Here is a 16,742-nt window from a genome sequence, read left to right as displayed (position 1 = left end):
ATCATCACCAACTAACTCATTATCGGTTTTATTATTTAACCATTATTTCTTCTACATTGGCAAAATGATTAATTAATTTTGAGAGTTTAGTTAACTCTTTCAATCGATTATTTTTTACAGTTTCATCTTTCACCATAATCATAGTTTGGTCAAAATAATCATCAATCACGTTGCGTAAATCAGCCAATTCAGTATATGCAGCATCCGCATCCAAGTCCACAAATCCTGAATTTAATTTATCAACCGCAGCATTCATCTTTAACTCAGAATCATTTTCAAACAATGCTGGATCTACAAATAGATCATTTGAGTTAAAACCACTCTTGGTAGCAATTCTAGTAACTCGAGTTAAGGATTCAATAGTAGACTTAAAATCATCATCATATTGATGATGACTTAAAACAACAGCACTTTTAATATTATAAAAAATATCTGTACTGGTTGACAAAACAGCTGCATTAATTAAGTCATAACTAATATCTTTGCCTTCTAAATATCGTTTTGTACGATCTTTAATAAATTTAACTACATCATTAATAACTTTACTTTGGTCAATTTTAGGTAAAACATCTTTCTTTGTTTCATCATCAATTATATTTTGCATTAAAGCAGTCATTGGCAAATCCCATTGTTGCTGTGCAAAGATGCGTACAATCCCAGTTGCCTGTCTTCTTAATGCATATGGATCGTTTGAACCACTTGGAATCATTCCCGCAGCAAAGAAAGTCAAAACACTATCTAACTTATCAGCAATTGCTAAAATAGCACCAATTTTTGTCTCAGGAAGTTTACCATTGGCGGAGATAGGCATGTAATGTTCTCTAATCGCTGTAGCAACAGCTGGATCTTCTCCATTTAAAAGAGCATATTTTTCTCCCATAATACCTTGAAGTTCAGAAAATTCACCAACCATCCCGGTTACTAAATCAAATTTATAAATTTCAGCCGCACGATGTAATAAATCAGTTTGTTTTTGATTAAGCCCAACTTGCTTAGCAATTAGTTGTGCAATTACTTGTACCCGCTGCATTTTCTCATACATTGAGGAAATTTTATCATGAAAACTAACATTCTTTAACTTATTAACAAAATAATCAATGCTATTTTTTTGATCTTCTTCGTAAAAGAATTCAGCATCATATAAGCGAGCTGCTAAAACTTTCTCATTTCCTTCAATTACATTATTTAAGTGTTCAGAATTCCCATTTCGAACTGAAATAAAATCAGGTAGTAAATTCCCATTTTGATTTTCGACATAGAAAAAACGTTGATGGGTTTTCATAGAAGTAATCAAGACTTCACGAGGAATATTCAAAAAACGTTTGTCAAACTTACCCGAAAAACTAGTTGGCCATTCAACTAAGTTATTAACCTCTTCAAGTAGTTCAGGATCAATGTTAACTTTCCAATCATTTTCTTTAGCAATGGTATCAATTTGATGTTTAATTTTATTTTTTCTTTTATCGGCATCAGCAATTACGAACTGTTTTAATAACTCATCTTCATAATCATTAGCATTATTCAATTTGATGGAGTTTCCCAAGAAACGTTGTCCTTGAGTGATTCTGCCTGATTTAACACTTACAATCTGCATTGGGATTACCTCATCATCTAATAAAGCAACCAGCCATTTAATTGGACGAACAAAATGGAACTTATTAGTTCCCCATTTCATCATGGTAGGAAAATTCATTGACTTAATTACATCAACTAATCCCGGTAAGATATCTTCAACCGGTTTCCCTGTAACGTGCTTATTAACAAATGCATAATCAGTACCTTTTACATCTTTAAAAGTAATGTTATCAGGTTCCAATCCTTGTCCTTTAGCAAAACCAATAGCAGCCTTACTCCAACTACCATCATCAGCAACTGCAATTTTTTTAGCTGGTCCTTTAGCTTCTTCATCTATATCAGGTTGTTTGTCTGATAAACCAGAAATTTCAACAGCTAACCTACGTGGAGTAGAATACTTTTTAACTTTATCAAATGAAATTCGATTTTCAGTTAAATATTTTTCAACTTTTTCAGCTAATTCATTGATACTTGGGGTAACAACAGGAGCTGGCATTTCTTCCAACCCAATTTCAAGTAGAAAATTATGTGTCATTATTTTTTATCCCCCTTATTATTCTTTTTTTGTTTTCTTTTTTTCTCTTGTTGATCTTTTTTAGCATATTCTTCAAGTGTTTTTTCACGAATAGCTTCATTCTTAATTAGAGGAAATCCTAATTTTTGACGTTCTTTTACAAAAGCCTGAGCAATTCCATGTGCCATTTTTCTAATTCGTGATAAATAACCAGCTCGCTCGGTAACGGAAACGGCTCCCCGAGCATCTAACAAATTAAAAGTATGACTACATTTTAAAACATAATCATATGCGGGATGAACTAATCCTTCTTTAATTAATCGTTGTGCTTCTTTTTCATAGGCATCAAATAATTTATGAAGCATTTCTTGGTCACTTTCTTCAAAACTATATTTAGAATGTTCATATTCTGGCTCTTTGAAGATATCACCATATTTAACTCCATTTGACCACTCTAAATCAAACACGTTATTAACATCTTGAATATAGGATGCCAATCTTTCCATTCCATAAGTAATCTCTACGGCAACTGGATTCATTTGAATTCCACCAACAACTTGAAAGTAAGTAAATTGCGTTACTTCCATTCCATCTAGCCAAACTTCCCAGCCGACACCAGCACAACCCATTGATGGATTTTCCCAGTTATCTTCTACAAACCGAATATCATGTTCTAACGGATTAATTCCCAGTTTTTTTAATGAATCAATATATAAATCTTGAATGTTATCTGGAGAAGGTTTCATTAAAACTTGGAATTGATGATGTTGATATAATCGATTAGGATTTTCACCATAACGACCATCAGCTGGACGTCTGGATGGTTCAACGTAACAAACATTCCAAGGCTCTGGACCGACAGCTCTCAAAAATGTAAAGGGACTCATTGTTCCTGCCCCTTTTTCTGTATCATAAGCATCCATAATCATACATCCTTGATTACTCCAATATGATTTTAAAGTACTAGCAATATCTTGAACCGACATTGTTTTTGCCATTTTAAATCCCCCTTTTAATAAACAAATAAAAAAGCCTATGCAAAAGTAATAAAACTCATGCATAGGGACGATTTAGTCGCGGTTCCACCCTATTTCTGAAATTAATCAGCAACTCGAAACTTATTGACTTAAAAAGCGCCAACTACTACTCATAACAACCATCTCACACTACCATGGCTTCGCTGAAATTATAATCAATAATAGTCTTCTTTCATTTATGTCAAATATTTAATTAATTATATTATAATTTTCATCCAACAAACAGTCAACGAATATTAATCAATTAGATTTAATTTTCCACTTACGCATCTGATCAAGAAAATTTTTACTTTTTAGATTCAACCCAACTGAATTATCATAAATTTTATCAATTACTTGTCGTAATTTATTTTTGGTAATTTCATTTACTTTAATATTTTCAATTTTTTTTAAATCAATAACTGAAAAAAGACATAAATAATAAATTGTGCGTTGATCCAAATGCATTCGATATGGATCAAGATGAAAATCATTTTGACAAATTAATCCACCATATTTTTCTGAATAATCATAAATTTTATTTTGTTGACCACAAACGGCACAATGCTTAAAATCTGGTGCTACTCCAAAAATAGGAAGCAATTGAATTTCAATAATATTAGTAACAATTTGTGCATCAAAGCCATTATTAATCAAATTTAGAGCATAGAATAATTTATCAAACCAAATTGAGTTGGACACCCCATCATCAAATGCTGCATCAATTAAACTCATAATATAAGTAGCATAAGCATTCAAATAAATATCTTCACTAATTTGATTAAAATGTTTTACACTATCGGAACTATCAATGTATGAAAGACCATCCATTTTTAAAATTCCTTCATAAGTTCCGTAACTAAAAGGCAAAATATCACCAGCCATTTTAAAATTAGCTTTCCTTGCACCTCTTATAAAAAACATTTTTTTCCCTGCTTCAGCAGTAAAAAATTTAACTAACATATCGCGTTCTCGATAATTTTTACGATAAAGTAAAATGCCATGAAATGATTTACTTTTAGTATTTACCACTAAAATCACCTTAACTAATAGTCATTCTTATCACTATAACCCAAATTATTTAAAGCACTATCTTTATCGCGCCATCCAGATTGAACACGAACCCACAGTTTAAGATTTACTTTGCTTCCAAGTAGTTTTTCAATCTCACGTCTAGCACCAATGCTGATATATTTTAACTTTGCACCACCCTTACCAACAATAATACCGCGTTGCCCCACTCGATCAACAATAATAGAAGCCTCAATTTGTAGTTTCCCATTTTCATTTGGTTTCATACCTTCCACGTAGACAGCTACGGAATGTGGGATTTCTTGTCGCGTGTTTTCTAATATTTTTTCTCGAATTATTTCTTGAACAATAAAACGCTCCGGATGATCAGTAACTTGGTCATCTGGATAATATTGAGGTCCTTCAGGAAGATTTTTACTAATGTCCTCTAATAAATCATCAACATTATTTCCTTTTAAAGCAGATATCGGAAAAACATCTTTCCAATCATAAGCACGTTTGTAAGTATCCATAATGGGAAGTAATTCATTTGGATTAATCTCATCAATCTTATTAATCACTAAATAAACTGGAGCATCAACTTTTTTTAGCTGATCAATAATATAGTTATCTCCGGCTCCTCTAGTTTCTGTTGCGCTTACCATAAATAAAACTGCATCTACTTCTTTTAATGATGACAACGCAGAATTATCCATATATTCATCTAACTTATTTTTAGGTTTGTGAATCCCGGGTGTATCTAAAAATACAATTTGAGTGTCTTTAGTGGTGTAAACACCCTGAATTTTGTTCCGAGTTGTTTGAGCTTTGTCACTCATGATTGCAACTTTTTGTCCTACCACTCGATTCAAAAATGTTGACTTACCAACATTTGGTCGCCCTACAATCGCTACAAATCCTGATCTAAAATCTTTTGCTTTATCCATTATTTACCTTTTTCTTTCATTAACTATTAACAAATGCTTTAAATAGCGAATTTAAAACTGGACCAAAAACAATCAATCCAATAATAACTGCAAAAAGAGAAGTTAATAAAACTCCACCTGCAGCAACGTCTTTAATTTTCTTTGCCAAAGGATCATATTTATTTCCCAATACCAAGTCCACTAAATATTCAACTAACGTATTGATAACTTCCGCATTAAGTACTAAAAAACAAGCTGTCAATAACCACATAAAATTATTAAAACCAACTTGAAAAATAATCCCAGCTGCTAAAATAAAGCCAGTAGTAACTAAATGGGATTTAAAATTATTTTCCTTAGTGAAAATAATTTTAAATCCATCCCAAGCATGGCTTAAAGCTTGTAAAAAATCTTTGTTTTTACTAGTTTGATATTTATTTTTTAAGTCCATAAGAATTTAAAATCTTCCTTTGCAATGGAAACATTACTGCTTCATCTTTAGGATCCATGTGATCATATCCATTTAAATGCAAAAATCCGTGAACAATTAAAAATCCTAATTCACGATCTTCAGAATGTCCCAAAAAGTCTGCTTGTTCTTTAACTTTGTCCATACTAACAAAAATATCACCCAGATTTTCTGGAATTTCCGCTTTCATTTCATCACTCATAACAACTGGAAACTCGTCCTTACCTTGATCTTCAATCGCAAAACTAATTACATCAGTTGCTCGATCTACACCACGATATTTATGATTAATTTCCCTAATTTTATCATTATCAACTAAAGTCACAGACATTTCTGTATTATCTTTTAAATTTAAATAATCAGCAGCATAGTCTAGTATCTTTTTGATTAATTTAAGTTGATTAACATTAACTTTTTCGTTAGTAATATCATTAATTTCTAAATCCATATCTACTCCTCAGATTATGCTTTATCATGATTTTCATAAGCAGTAATAATTTTAGCTACTACTGGATTTCTAACCACATCATTAGCACTTAAACGGACAATTTCGATATTTTTAATGTCTTTTAAAATATTAGGAACGGTAACTAATCCACTAGGGACATGACCCTTTAAATCAATTTGCTGAATATCACCATTAACAATCATTTTTGATCCAAATCCTAGTCTAGTTAAAAACATTTTCATTTGTTGATTGGTCGTATTTTGAGCTTCATCAAGAATAACAAATGCATTATCTAATGTTCTTCCACGCATATAAGCTAATGGTGCTATTTCTATTACACCACGCTCTAACAGACGATCAGTATGATCTTTCCCTAAGATAGCATACAACGAATCATACAAAGGACGTAAATAAGGATCCACTTTTTCCTTTAAATCACCAGGTAAAAAACCTAAACTTTCGCCCGCTTCAACTGCTGGACGTGTTAAAACAATTTTATCAATTTGTCCTTTTTTTAAAGCTGCTACTGCCATTACTACTGCTAGATAAGTTTTACCAGTTCCTGCTGGACCAATTCCGAAGGTAATATCATGTTGCTTGATTGCTTGAATATATTGTTTTTGACCAAAATTCTTAACTCGAACTGGCTTTCCTTTATTATCTTTAATTAGAATCTGATTATATATGTCTGGCAAAGCAAAAATATCACCATTTCGTGCCATATTGAGTGCCGAAACAAAATCACTTTCGTTTAAATTAATCCCAGCATGGATTAATTTAAGCATATTTAACAGAATGTCATGAGTTAATTGAACATTTTTTTCATCATGACCTTCTATTTTAATAATTCCATTAGAGTAGCGAATTGACGTACTTAAGCCATCCTCTAAAACATTAATAAATGAATCTTGAGTCCCAAATAAATTATTTTGATCATTAGGATTATTAAGTGTCATTTGTTTCTGATATTCAAATTTTTCAACCAATCAAACATATCTCCTTTGTAATAATTTGCCTAAATTTTAGCATATTATCTAGCTTTAAAAAAGCTATACTTCTGGTTCAATCATGAGTTATTATCTTTCAACTTTATTTTAAAGTATCATTAACTGCCTTTTTTACGTCGTTCCCATCTGCTTTACCCTTAAGTTTACCCATTACAGCACCCATTAATTTTCCAAAATCACTTTTACTTTTAACTCCTAGTTGTTTAGCTATTTCTTCAACTACTTTTTTAACTTCAACAGGAGATAGCTGTTTAGGAGCATATTTCTTCAAAATATCTAATTCTTTAGTTTGTTCTTTAACTAGATCATCGCGTTTTCCAGCCGTAAATTGTTCGATTGAATCTTTATGTTGCTTAATTTCACGATTAACTACTTCTACAGCTTCACTATCTGACAAATCATGACCAAGTTTGACTTTTTCATTCATCATACCTGCTTTTAACATTCTTACAATCGATAATTTTTCTTTTTCACCATTTTTCATTGCATCTTTTAAATCATCATTTAATTGTTGTACTAAATCCATTTTAAAATCTCCCCATATATTTAATTTACTTCCAAAAAAAAGAGCAATCTCACGATTGCTCTTTTTAACTAGAAACTACGACGTTTCTTTTTATTGTTACGTTTGCGTGCTGCTTCAGATTTTAATTTACGTTTTACACTAGGTTTTTCATAAAATTCACGTTTACGAAATTCCTGGAGAGTACCGCTTTTTGAAACGGTACGTTTAAAGCGACGAAGAGCATCATCAAGAGATTCGTTCTTACGAACAACTGTTTTTGACATTTAAAAATCCCTCCCTCCGAGCTCAAATAGTATTAAGTAAGTTCCACTTAACAGATTTAATTATAACTCATGGAATTTGGTACGTCAACGACAACTTTTATATTATTATTAACTGAAAATAGTTTATACTACAGTTGATAATATAATTTAAGGAGTAAATTAATGAAGCAAACATATAATATATTTGTAATTTCCGATTCGAGTGGACAAACTGGAACAACGATTGCTAAAACTGCTGCTGCTCAATTTCCAGAGGCTCACGCGAATATTAGTCAGTATCCATTCATTCAAACTAAATCGATTTTAAACGGAATTCTTAAACTAGCTAAAGAAAATAATGCCATCATTTTTCATACTTTAGTAAATCCAGAACTAAGTGATATGGTAACTCAATTTTCTCAGGACAATCAGTTGGCCAGTTTTGGCTGTATTCAAAAACCAATTGAAATCATTTCACACAGATTAAATGAATCATCTGCTGAAGTCCCAGGACTAGTTCATGATTTAAACGCTGCCTACTTCAAACGTATTGCAGCAATTGAATTCACGGTCCACAATGATGACGGACGCCATCCTGAAAACTTAAAAAAAGCAGATATTGTTATTTTAGGAGTATCTAGAACATCCAAAACTCCACTATCTCTATACTTGGCAAATGAAAGTTTCAAAGTGGCCAACGTTCCAATTGGTCCTAACATTCAGCTTCCAAAAGAAATTTGGGATTTGAATCCCAAAAAAATATTTGGCTTAACCAACTCTGTTTCAAAGTTACACAAAATTCGCTCGTTACGAATGAAAGAATATGGATTAGATGGCGAAACTACCTATTCGGACCCTGAAAATATAAAAAAGGAACTTGACTACGCCAAGAACCTTTATCGAAAAATTGGTTGTTTATGCATTAATGTTCACAACAAATCAATTGAAGAAACAGCAACTATCATTACTGAAAGTCTTCATACAAATAGTTAATTAAACTAAACATTTGCACTCTCTTCAATCTTTTTAATCATATTGGGATCAAATTTCTGTAATCGTAACATTTTAATTTCATATTTATGCGGATCAATTTTAACTTTATCATTAATTTTAATTGGAGCAGTTTCCATAATTTTAGGAACAGCTGCCAATTTTGGATAATGTGCAATATAATCTAGAGCGTTAAAACCAATTGTCCCAAAACCAATATTAGCATGTCGATCTTTATGACTTCCCATAGGATTTTTGTCATCATTCAAATGAATAACTTTTAAACGGTCTAATCCGATTACCTGATCAAATTGCTGCATTACCCCTTCAAAATTATTTTTAACATCATATCCAGCATCATAAGTATGACAAGTATCAAAAGTTACTGATAATTTATCATTTAAATCCACTCCGGCAATTATTTCAGCAAGCTGTTCAAAAGTCGTTCCTAGCTCAGTACCTTTCCCAGCCATGGTTTCAAGGGCTATTTGTACATTTTGGCCAGGTGTAATAACTTCATTTAAACCTTTAATAACTTGCTGTAATCCTGCTTCAACGCCAGCACCTACATGTGATCCAGGATGTAATACAATCTGTGTAGCACCCATCGCATCCGCTCTTTTAATTTCTTCTTTTAAAAAATCAACTGCAAAGTGAAAACTTTGTGGTTTTTTTGTATTACCTAAATTAATAATATATGGAGCGTGTACTACGACTTCTCTCAAATCATTTTTCTGCATATATTCTTTTCCAGCAGGAATATTCAATTCTGAAATCGGTTTCCGTCTTGAATTCTGAGGAGCACCTGTATAAACCATAAATACATTTTCATCATCATTTTTTGCTTCTTCAGCTGAACCCAAAAACATTTTAGGCGCTTTCATACTTACATGCGATCCTATCAAAAATTCATTGTTATTCATCATGATCCTCCGCGGCGTTGTCGTGGCAAAGTACATATTTATCAATCACTCGTTTATATGCTTTCCCATCATTATACGTATTCCACATTTGATTAAATTTATCAAAATTCATGGTTTCATGAGCTTTAATTGCTTGGGCTAATTCTGAAACCTTTGTAATAGGCTTACTAGGAAGCCAGTTTTCAAATCCTTTTTGAATCCCTGGATTATTTTCATAATCTTTCATATCATACATAAAAAACAACATTGATTTTGCTTGGGGCAATAAACTAAAATCAAATGCATACGAAGAGTAGTCCGTAACAAAAGTATCAGCAATTGTCATCAAGTCAGTGATTGAGAATTCATCATAAATTCGAACGTTTTTATGATTAAATTGATCTAATTTAAGTTTATTTCGATCAACTTCTTGATATAACTTAACAGCAACCATTGCATTGGGATCAGATGCTAAAGCTTCGATAGTTCCTTGAGGAGGGTTAACACTATTTCCAGGACGATATGTTGGAGCATATAATATAACTCGTTTCCCCTTTAGCTCTGGGTTAGCTAAATAAACACGATTCCGTACAGTATTAATCCAACGCTCACTAAACAAACGATCAGACCTGGTAAATCCTAAAAATTTCATCTTATCAAAACTTTGACGACAACTATTTTGGAAAACGTGCCCCATAGCTTTGGATGCCACTACAAAGTTATCAATGTGATTATAAAAAGTTTGATGACGATGTTTTTTAAAAAACGATTCATGCATATTTCCTGGATTTTCAAAACCAAAACATTTAATAGTTCCATCCGCGTGCCATAATTGAACAATCTTCATATTTTTGGATGGTAAAATTCCGGCCATAAAAGCATAATAATTATCACAAAAGACCAAACGAGCAGTCATTAATCTGGGAATATGCAATAAAGCAAAACCAAAACTATTTTTCAATGGAATAGCTTTGATCCCAAATGCTTTTAAATCGTACGCAGCTACCAAAACTCGTGGATTGTAAAAAACCACTAATTTTTGTCCATCAGGAAGTTCTGCTGCAATCCGTTTAAGTAAATGTAAATTACTGTCATAGCTCATAATATAATAAACATTCTTTTTTGGCCTGAAATAAAACAATGCTGAAATAATTCGTATAAACCAAACATAAATAAACTTCATTTTAACCCACCAATTTTTAAAATTTTAATTATTATTATATGCCATCAATTTATTTGGGTTTATTCTCATAGAAATGGCCAAATACCTCATCAACATCAACAGCAACCGCAAAGGCATGCGGGTCTGATTCCTGAAGGGCTAAATCCATTTCATTTTTTTCATATCGTGAAATAACCGTAAATAAAATTGTTTTCTTTTGATGGTTGTAAGCTCCTTCAGCTCCATGGACAATCGTAATTCCACGACGTAAGTGATTTTGGATACTTCCAACCACTGTTTTAGGAACATCAGTAACAATCATAACCTGCATTCTTTGTTGCCTAGTATAGGTTAAATCCATTGTTTTTGCATTAACCAACAAACCAATTGCAGAATAAAAAGCATGAGGCCAACCATACATAAATCCAGCAGAAAGTACAATAAACAAATTAAAAATAATATTAATAGTTCCAATTGATTTCCCTGTTTTTCTTTGAATTACAATACCTAATATATCTAATCCACCAGTCGAAATTTGATTTTTCAACGCTAATCCCGTTCCAAAACCATTCACGGCACCACCAAAAATAGCACAGATCAAAGGATCAGAAGTCAAGGTTAGTGGATGTAAAATTTGAATCATAATACTAGCTAAGATAACCGAAAGAAAGGTAAAGATAGCAAATTGATGCCCAATCTTTCTCCAAGCCAATAACAATAAAGGAACATTTAAAACAAATAAACCGACTGCAGTAGAAATTGTGAATGGCATGTAACGTTGTGTTACAGTCGTTAAAAGTTGAGCAAAACCAGTAACACCAGATGAATAAATGTGTCCTGGAGTCCAAAAAAAGTTCATTGCAACTGAAACTAACGTTGCATAAGCAAATGCTGTTGATATTTTTGTAATAATTTGATGTCGCCTAATTACTTTATGTACATCATTCATATAAAAAACCTCTAAATTTGTTTAATTAACCCAAACCAGTATACCATTTACGATATTAAAAAAATAGAAGGCTACAGGGATTCGCAACCTTCTATCTAATTTATTCTTTATCGTCTTTTTTTTCAACTTCAATGCCAAGTTCATCTAACTGTTTCGCTGCAACAGGTGTTGGTGCATCCGTCAATGGATCAATGGCTTTAGAGTTCTTAGGAAAAGCAATTACATCTCGAATATTTCCTCGATGTGCTAATAATCTTGCAAAACGATCTAAACCAATTGCCAAACCACCATGAGGAGGGAAACCATAATCTAAAGCACGTAAAAAGTAACCAAACTGACTCTCAGCACTCTCTTTGGTAAATCCAAGTGCTTTAAACATTTTTTCTTGAAGTTCACGAGTGTGAATACGAATTGAACCTCCACCAAGTTCTAATCCATTTAAAATAATATCATAACTTTGAGCATGAGCTTTATGAGGATCCTCTCCTTCATTAAGATAATGCTCATCTCCTTGATTAGGCATTGTGAAAGGATGATGTGCTGCGGTCCAGCGTTTTGATCCTTCATCATATTCAAACAATGGCCAGTCAACAACCCAAAGGAAATTATATTTATCATCTGAAATCATATTTTGTTCATTAGCAATTGCAACTCGCAAATATCCTAAAGTATCAGCAACTACTTTAGCACGATCAGCTGCAAATAATAACAAATCTCCGGGTTGAGCTTCCATTTGTTCATTGATTTGAGCAATCTTTTCCGGATCTTTAAAGAACTTAGCAACTGGACCAGAAAAACCATCTTCAGTTACCTTCATCCAAGCTAAACCTTTAGCTCCAAATCGTTTTACATATTCAGTATATTTATCAATTTCTTTTCGAGAATAGTCTTTAGCACCATTAGGCACTGCAATAGCTTTTACTTGCCCACCATTTTCAATTGCTGATGTAAAAACTTTAAAATCAGAATCTTTCACAATTTCAGAAACATCTTTTAATTCCATTCCAAAACGCGTATCTGGCTGATCTGTTCCAAAACGATCCATTGATTCTTGCCAGGTAATACGTTTAAAAGGAAGTTTGACATCATAATCAACTGCTTCTTTCATAACTTTTTGAATTAATCCTTCAGTAAGATCTTCAATATCTTGCTGATCCATAAAAGAAGTTTCTAAATCAATTTGCGTAAATTCCGGTTGACGATCACCACGCAAGTCTTCATCACGAAAACAACGAGCAATTTGGTAATAGCGATCAAATCCAGCACCCATCAACATCTGTTTAAATTGTTGTGGAGATTGTGGCAATGCATAAAATGATCCTGGATAAACACGTGAAGGAACCAAGTAATCACGTGCTCCTTCTGGAGTAGAAGCTGTTAAATCTGGAGTTTCGATATCAATAAAACCATTTTCATCCAAATAACTGTGAGTCGCTTGTAAAATTCGATTCCTAATCATTAATCCTTTTTGCATATATGGTCTACGTAAATCAAGATAACGATACTTCAAACGTAAATCACCAGATGCATTTGTGTCATCTTTAATATCAAAAGGCACTGGCTTTGACTTACTCAAAATCTCAGCATCACTCACATGTACCTCAACTTTTCCTGTATATAAATCCGGATTAATTTCTTTTTCAGAACGTGCTACAACACGTCCTTTAATCTGGATAACATATTCGTTTTTCATGGCTTCTGCGACTTTAAAAGCTTGCTCACTATCTTTTTCATTAAAAACTAATTGGACAATTCCTTCTCGATCTCTTAAGTCAACAAAAATTAAACTGCCTAAATTTCGTTTTTTAGCTACCCACCCATCAAGAATTACATCTTGATCTAAAAAAGCTTCATTTGTTTTTCCAGCATATGTTGTTCGTTTCAACTTAGCCACCCCTTCATAAATCATAAAAAAAATACCATACTAAATTGCATCAAGGGCGCAATCAGCACGGTACCACCTTTTTTATTACTTTATTTTTATATTTAACTAAACCTAAATGCATCTTCGATAAATCTGAATTACATCCTCACAGCAGCGGATGCTCTCTGAAAATCAAATTTTATCTACTACTCATTATGATTGGTATATTTTAATTATTCTCAGACTAATAAAAACAAGCAAAAAAGTCAAGTCAATTTATTCTGAGATAGTAGTGTTACAGCTCCCAAAAAGTTATATCATTAATTATGACAAATAACTTTTAAATAAAGGAATCCCATGCATATGTTTAATATTAATAAACGTGGTTTAACTTTCACAATTATAACAACAATTTTAACCATCTTAGTTCTAGGAATATTACTGTTAAGAAATAATGTAAAAATCCCTTGCGATAACCTTCAAATTAAAAACGGTCCCAATCTTTCATACAAAACAATTGGAATAGTTAATCATGGTGAACATGTTCAAATTTTAAGTCACAAAAATAACTGGGTTAGAGTCGTTTACAATCAAAATAAAATTGGTTGGATTCCAGAATGGTTGCTAAACAATCACCATCTAAAACGTGCTAATAATTTATCAGAAGCAACCATTGTTTTAGATCCTGGTCATGGCGGTAGTGATTCAGGTGCATTATCTAATGACAATAAACAAGAAAAAGACTATACTCTCAAATTTGCTCAAAAAACTGCTAATCGTTTACGTGAATCAGGTGCCAATGTAATAATGGTTCGTAACTCTGATAAAACCGTTAGTTTATTTAAACGTCCTTCATTTTCTACTGATAACCATGCAAATTTATTTGTTAGCTTTCATTTTGATTCATCAAATGATAAAAATACCGCCTCTGGTTTTACTAGTTATTTCTATCATCAAGGCAAGTCACAGCAATTGGCAACTGAAATCAATCATAATTTAAATAATCTTTCATTAGATAATCGTGGGATTATGAAGGGTGATTTTTTAGTAATTCGTGATGTGTCAGTGCCTTCTGTCTTACTAGAAATGGGATATATCAATGATGATAATGACTTTAAATTGATTAAAAATTCTAATTATCAAAACCATGTAGCAACTGATGTCACTAAAGGTATTAATCAATACATTAATAAAAATTATTAGGAGGTATCATATGAAAAAATTATCAAATAAATGGCTTGCCCAACTGCCATTAACAAACATCAAAAGTTTAAAACCAGTTGCTGGAGGAGATATCAATGATTCATACGAAATAATAAGTGACGAAGGTCGTTTATTTTTGAAAGTCCAACCTAATCGTGGCAAAGAGTTTTTTTCACACGAAGTAGAAGGAATTAAATTATTATCACAAGCTGCGAATGTTCCAACTGTGATTGATTATGGAGAAATTGAACATGATGGTTTCCTAATTTTAAACTGGATAAACATTGGCAATGGAAACCAATATGAGTTAGGACAAATGGTAGCTAAGGTACACCAAATTCATCATAGTCATTTTGGGTTAGACAATGATTTTACAGCTGGAAAGTTTCCTAAGATAAACAATTGGCAAAATAACTGGTCTAAATTCTTTATTGATCAACGCCTAGAACCACTGATTAAACTTGCTAAAGAAAAAGGCCGCTGGAATCATTCCCGCGACCATCATTATCAAATTTTAAGACAACAAATTATTGAATACGATAAAACACATAAAATAATGCCCAGTCTCTTACATGGTGATTTATGGAGTGGAAATGCAATTTTCACTGATAATCATCAACCAATGTTAATCGACCCCGATGTTTTTTATGGAGATCGTGAATTTGACCTAGGTATTACCACTGTTTTTGGCGGATTTAATGATGATTTTTATCGAGGTTATAATGATACCTATCCACTTAGACCAGGATTCGAAAAACGAGTTGGTTGGTATCAATTTTATTATGTGCTGATGCATGTATATCTTTTTGGTGAAACTTACGGATCATTGTTAGATAGTATCTTGAGTTCCTTTAATTAAAGGAATAATTTCTTTAATCGAATGCACAATAAAATCGGAATTTCCGTCATTTTCAATGATATAATCAAAATCAAACAAAATTGTTGTTACACCAGCATTATTTCCTGCAGTAACATCTAATTCCCGATCCCCAACCATGACTGTTTCATTTACTTCTAAATTCATTTTTTTAATTAGATAGTTCAAAGATTCAGGATTTGGTTTACGAGCAAAAGACTGTTTACTAGTTACTAAGCCAGTAAACAGTTTTTTTATATCATACTTTTCTAATAAGTGCAGTGCTTGATCATCTCGATGGGTTAATAATCCATTTTTACCACCATTAGCAACAATTAATTGTAAAACTTGTTTTACATCATCAAATGGTTTAGCTAAATTAACTTCATCTTGTTCATAAATCCGGTAATCTCTTAATAAAAGTTCTTGATTAATCCCATATAACGCACTAAATTTTATAATCGCAGAACCTAACGAATGAATTCTCATTTGTGCGTAAATTTCATCCGGATTAACTTCAATTGGATCAATTCCATTTTTCCGCAGTGCTTTAGCAAAAGCCGTTACCATATATGGATAGGTGTCAAAAAGAGTCCCATCAAAATCCCAAATAAAATTTTTCATGATTATTGCTCCCGATGATTAAGTTCAAAAGTTGCAGGACCGTGATTTTCTAAATTAACATTCATATCTGCTCCAAAAACACCTGTTTTAACATCAAGACCTTCTGATAAAAGTGCTTGATTAAAGGTCTCATACATTTTTTTAGCAGTTGCTGGATCTCCAGCCTTTTTAAAAGTAGGACGATTCCCATGTGTCATATCTGCCAACAACGTAAATTGTGAAACGGATAACACTGATCCATTTGCTTGTTTAATGTTTAAATTCATTTTTCCCTGTTCATCTTCAAAAACACGTAAATTAGCCACTTTATGAGCTAAATAATCAACGTCGGCTTGACAATCCCCTTCTTCTGATCCTACTAAAATCAAATACCCAGTATTAATTGAATTATATTCTTTATTTTCAATAACAACATTTGCGTGTTTAACTCGTTGAATAACTAATTTCAATATTTCTCA

General features: G+C 32.3%; 18 protein-coding genes. 3 read left to right on the top strand and 15 right to left on the bottom strand.

The features are described 5' to 3' along the window. Nucleotides 1-31 precede the first annotated feature (31 nt). The 9 genes from glyS to rpsU all read right to left on the bottom strand — a co-directional run bounded on the left by glyS (nt 32) and on the right by rpsU (nt 7,755). Nucleotides 32-2,110 carry a glycine--tRNA ligase subunit beta gene (gene glyS, locus AC0GLR_RS03080; protein WP_495605304.1) on the bottom strand — a complete coding sequence of 693 codons (2,079 nt, stop codon included), beginning with the start codon at nt 2,108-2,110 and terminating at the stop codon, nt 32-34. After that, on the bottom strand, nt 2,110-3,087 hold the full coding sequence (gene glyQ / locus AC0GLR_RS03075; protein ID WP_495605303.1) for a glycine--tRNA ligase subunit alpha: 978 nt from the start codon (nt 3,085-3,087) through the stop codon (nt 2,110-2,112). Before glyQ ends, glyS begins: the two co-directional genes overlap by 1 nt. 279 nt (nt 3,088-3,366) lie before the next feature. Beyond that, nucleotides 3,367-4,137 (bottom strand): DNA repair protein RecO, encoded by a 771-nt coding sequence (gene recO / locus AC0GLR_RS03070; protein WP_495605302.1) that lies wholly within the window; start codon nt 4,135-4,137, stop codon nt 3,367-3,369. Nucleotides 4,138-4,151: 14 nt separating this feature from the next. Next, nucleotides 4,152-5,066: a GTPase Era gene (era, locus tag AC0GLR_RS03065; RefSeq protein WP_495605411.1), complete on the bottom strand. Its 915-nt coding sequence runs from the start codon at nt 5,064-5,066 to the stop codon at nt 4,152-4,154. Between the two features lie 16 nt (nt 5,067-5,082). Further along, nucleotides 5,083-5,493, bottom strand: a complete 411-nt coding sequence (locus AC0GLR_RS03060; protein WP_495605301.1) for a diacylglycerol kinase family protein — start codon at nt 5,491-5,493, stop codon at nt 5,083-5,085. Next, nucleotides 5,477-5,959: an rRNA maturation RNase YbeY gene (ybeY, locus tag AC0GLR_RS03055; protein ID WP_495605300.1), complete on the bottom strand. Its 483-nt coding sequence runs from the start codon at nt 5,957-5,959 to the stop codon at nt 5,477-5,479. The genes AC0GLR_RS03060 and ybeY overlap by 17 nt, the downstream gene beginning before the upstream one ends. A gap of 14 nt (nt 5,960-5,973) precedes the next feature. Further along, a complete protein-coding gene (locus tag AC0GLR_RS03050; RefSeq protein ID WP_495605299.1) occupies nt 5,974-6,945 on the bottom strand; it encodes a PhoH family protein in 972 nt (323 codons plus the stop codon). 103 nt (nt 6,946-7,048) lie between these two features. After that, nucleotides 7,049-7,492 carry a GatB/YqeY domain-containing protein gene (locus AC0GLR_RS03045; RefSeq protein ID WP_495605298.1) on the bottom strand — a complete coding sequence of 148 codons (444 nt, stop codon included), beginning with the start codon at nt 7,490-7,492 and terminating at the stop codon, nt 7,049-7,051. 68 nt (nt 7,493-7,560) lie between these two features. Next, nucleotides 7,561-7,755: a 30S ribosomal protein S21 gene (gene rpsU / locus AC0GLR_RS03040; RefSeq protein WP_054646141.1), complete on the bottom strand. Its 195-nt coding sequence runs from the start codon at nt 7,753-7,755 to the stop codon at nt 7,561-7,563. A 162-nt stretch (nt 7,756-7,917) separates the two neighbouring features. Between rpsU and AC0GLR_RS03035 the strand changes: the two genes are divergently transcribed. Next, nucleotides 7,918-8,727 carry a pyruvate, water dikinase regulatory protein gene (locus AC0GLR_RS03035; protein ID WP_495605297.1) on the top strand — a complete coding sequence of 270 codons (810 nt, stop codon included), beginning with the start codon at nt 7,918-7,920 and terminating at the stop codon, nt 8,725-8,727. Nucleotides 8,728-8,732: 5 nt separating this feature from the next. Here AC0GLR_RS03035 and AC0GLR_RS03030 read toward each other — a convergent pair whose 3' ends face one another. The 4 genes from AC0GLR_RS03030 to aspS form a co-directional block, all read right to left on the bottom strand. Continuing rightward, nucleotides 8,733-9,647 (bottom strand): deoxyribonuclease IV, encoded by a 915-nt coding sequence (locus tag AC0GLR_RS03030; protein ID WP_495605296.1) that lies wholly within the window; start codon nt 9,645-9,647, stop codon nt 8,733-8,735. Beyond that, a complete protein-coding gene (locus tag AC0GLR_RS03025) occupies nt 9,640-10,809 on the bottom strand; it encodes a CDP-glycerol glycerophosphotransferase family protein (protein ID WP_495605295.1) in 1,170 nt (389 codons plus the stop codon). Before AC0GLR_RS03025 ends, AC0GLR_RS03030 begins: the two co-directional genes overlap by 8 nt. Nucleotides 10,810-10,858: 49 nt before the next feature. Then, nucleotides 10,859-11,737, bottom strand: a complete 879-nt coding sequence (locus tag AC0GLR_RS03020; RefSeq protein ID WP_054646137.1) for a YitT family protein — start codon at nt 11,735-11,737, stop codon at nt 10,859-10,861. 100 nt (nt 11,738-11,837) lie between these two features. Then, complete coding sequence (gene aspS, locus AC0GLR_RS03015) at nt 11,838-13,622, bottom strand: aspartate--tRNA ligase (protein ID WP_495605294.1); 1,785 nt, start codon at nt 13,620-13,622, stop codon at nt 11,838-11,840. Nucleotides 13,623-13,964: 342 nt separating this feature from the next. Between aspS and AC0GLR_RS03010 the strand changes: the two genes are divergently transcribed. After that, the gene (locus AC0GLR_RS03010; RefSeq protein WP_495605293.1) at nt 13,965-14,804 is read left to right on the top strand and encodes an N-acetylmuramoyl-L-alanine amidase family protein; all 840 of its coding nucleotides are present in this window, start codon (nt 13,965-13,967) and stop codon (nt 14,802-14,804) included. A 10-nt stretch (nt 14,805-14,814) separates the two neighbouring features. Next, nucleotides 14,815-15,663 carry a fructosamine kinase family protein gene (locus AC0GLR_RS03005; protein ID WP_495605292.1) on the top strand — a complete coding sequence of 283 codons (849 nt, stop codon included), beginning with the start codon at nt 14,815-14,817 and terminating at the stop codon, nt 15,661-15,663. Here AC0GLR_RS03005 and AC0GLR_RS03000 read toward each other — a convergent pair. After that, on the bottom strand, nt 15,634-16,284 hold the full coding sequence (locus AC0GLR_RS03000) for an HAD-IA family hydrolase (RefSeq protein WP_495605291.1): 651 nt from the start codon (nt 16,282-16,284) through the stop codon (nt 15,634-15,636). The two genes, AC0GLR_RS03005 and AC0GLR_RS03000, sit on opposite strands and share 30 nt — an antisense overlap. 2 nt (nt 16,285-16,286) lie before the next feature. Then, nucleotides 16,287-16,733: a D-aminoacyl-tRNA deacylase gene (gene dtd, locus AC0GLR_RS02995; RefSeq protein WP_495605290.1), complete on the bottom strand. Its 447-nt coding sequence runs from the start codon at nt 16,731-16,733 to the stop codon at nt 16,287-16,289. Nucleotides 16,734-16,742: the final 9 nt, after the last annotated feature.

It is taken from the genome of Fructilactobacillus sp. YLN 2412, from assembly GCF_059488745.1.
This window is presented reverse-complemented; position numbering and strand designations above follow the sequence as displayed.

What these genes read in the sequence shown, in the direction of transcription:
- AC0GLR_RS03000 (WP_495605291.1), bottom strand. Translation starts at nt 16,284, where the DNA reads ATGAAAAATTTTATTTGGGATTTTGATGGGACTCTTTTTGACACCTAT.
- ybeY (WP_495605300.1), bottom strand. Translation starts at nt 5,959, where the DNA reads ATGGATTTAGAAATTAATGATATTACTAACGAAAAAGTTAATGTTAAT.
- AC0GLR_RS03025 (WP_495605295.1), bottom strand. Translation starts at nt 10,809, where the DNA reads ATGAAGTTTATTTATGTTTGGTTTATACGAATTATTTCAGCATTGTTT.
- AC0GLR_RS03030 (WP_495605296.1), bottom strand. Translation starts at nt 9,647, where the DNA reads ATGAATAACAATGAATTTTTGATAGGATCGCATGTAAGTATGAAAGCG.
- AC0GLR_RS03010 (WP_495605293.1), top strand. Translation starts at nt 13,965, where the DNA reads ATGTTTAATATTAATAAACGTGGTTTAACTTTCACAATTATAACAACA.
- AC0GLR_RS03060 (WP_495605301.1), bottom strand. Translation starts at nt 5,493, where the DNA reads ATGGACTTAAAAAATAAATATCAAACTAGTAAAAACAAAGATTTTTTA.
- AC0GLR_RS03035 (WP_495605297.1), top strand. Translation starts at nt 7,918, where the DNA reads ATGAAGCAAACATATAATATATTTGTAATTTCCGATTCGAGTGGACAA.
- glyQ (WP_495605303.1), bottom strand. Translation starts at nt 3,087, where the DNA reads ATGGCAAAAACAATGTCGGTTCAAGATATTGCTAGTACTTTAAAATCA.
- AC0GLR_RS03020 (WP_054646137.1), bottom strand. Translation starts at nt 11,737, where the DNA reads ATGAATGATGTACATAAAGTAATTAGGCGACATCAAATTATTACAAAA.
- AC0GLR_RS03005 (WP_495605292.1), top strand. Translation starts at nt 14,815, where the DNA reads ATGAAAAAATTATCAAATAAATGGCTTGCCCAACTGCCATTAACAAAC.
- glyS (WP_495605304.1), bottom strand. Translation starts at nt 2,110, where the DNA reads ATGACACATAATTTTCTACTTGAAATTGGGTTGGAAGAAATGCCAGCT.
- AC0GLR_RS03045 (WP_495605298.1), bottom strand. Translation starts at nt 7,492, where the DNA reads ATGGATTTAGTACAACAATTAAATGATGATTTAAAAGATGCAATGAAA.
- rpsU (WP_054646141.1), bottom strand. Translation starts at nt 7,755, where the DNA reads ATGTCAAAAACAGTTGTTCGTAAGAACGAATCTCTTGATGATGCTCTT.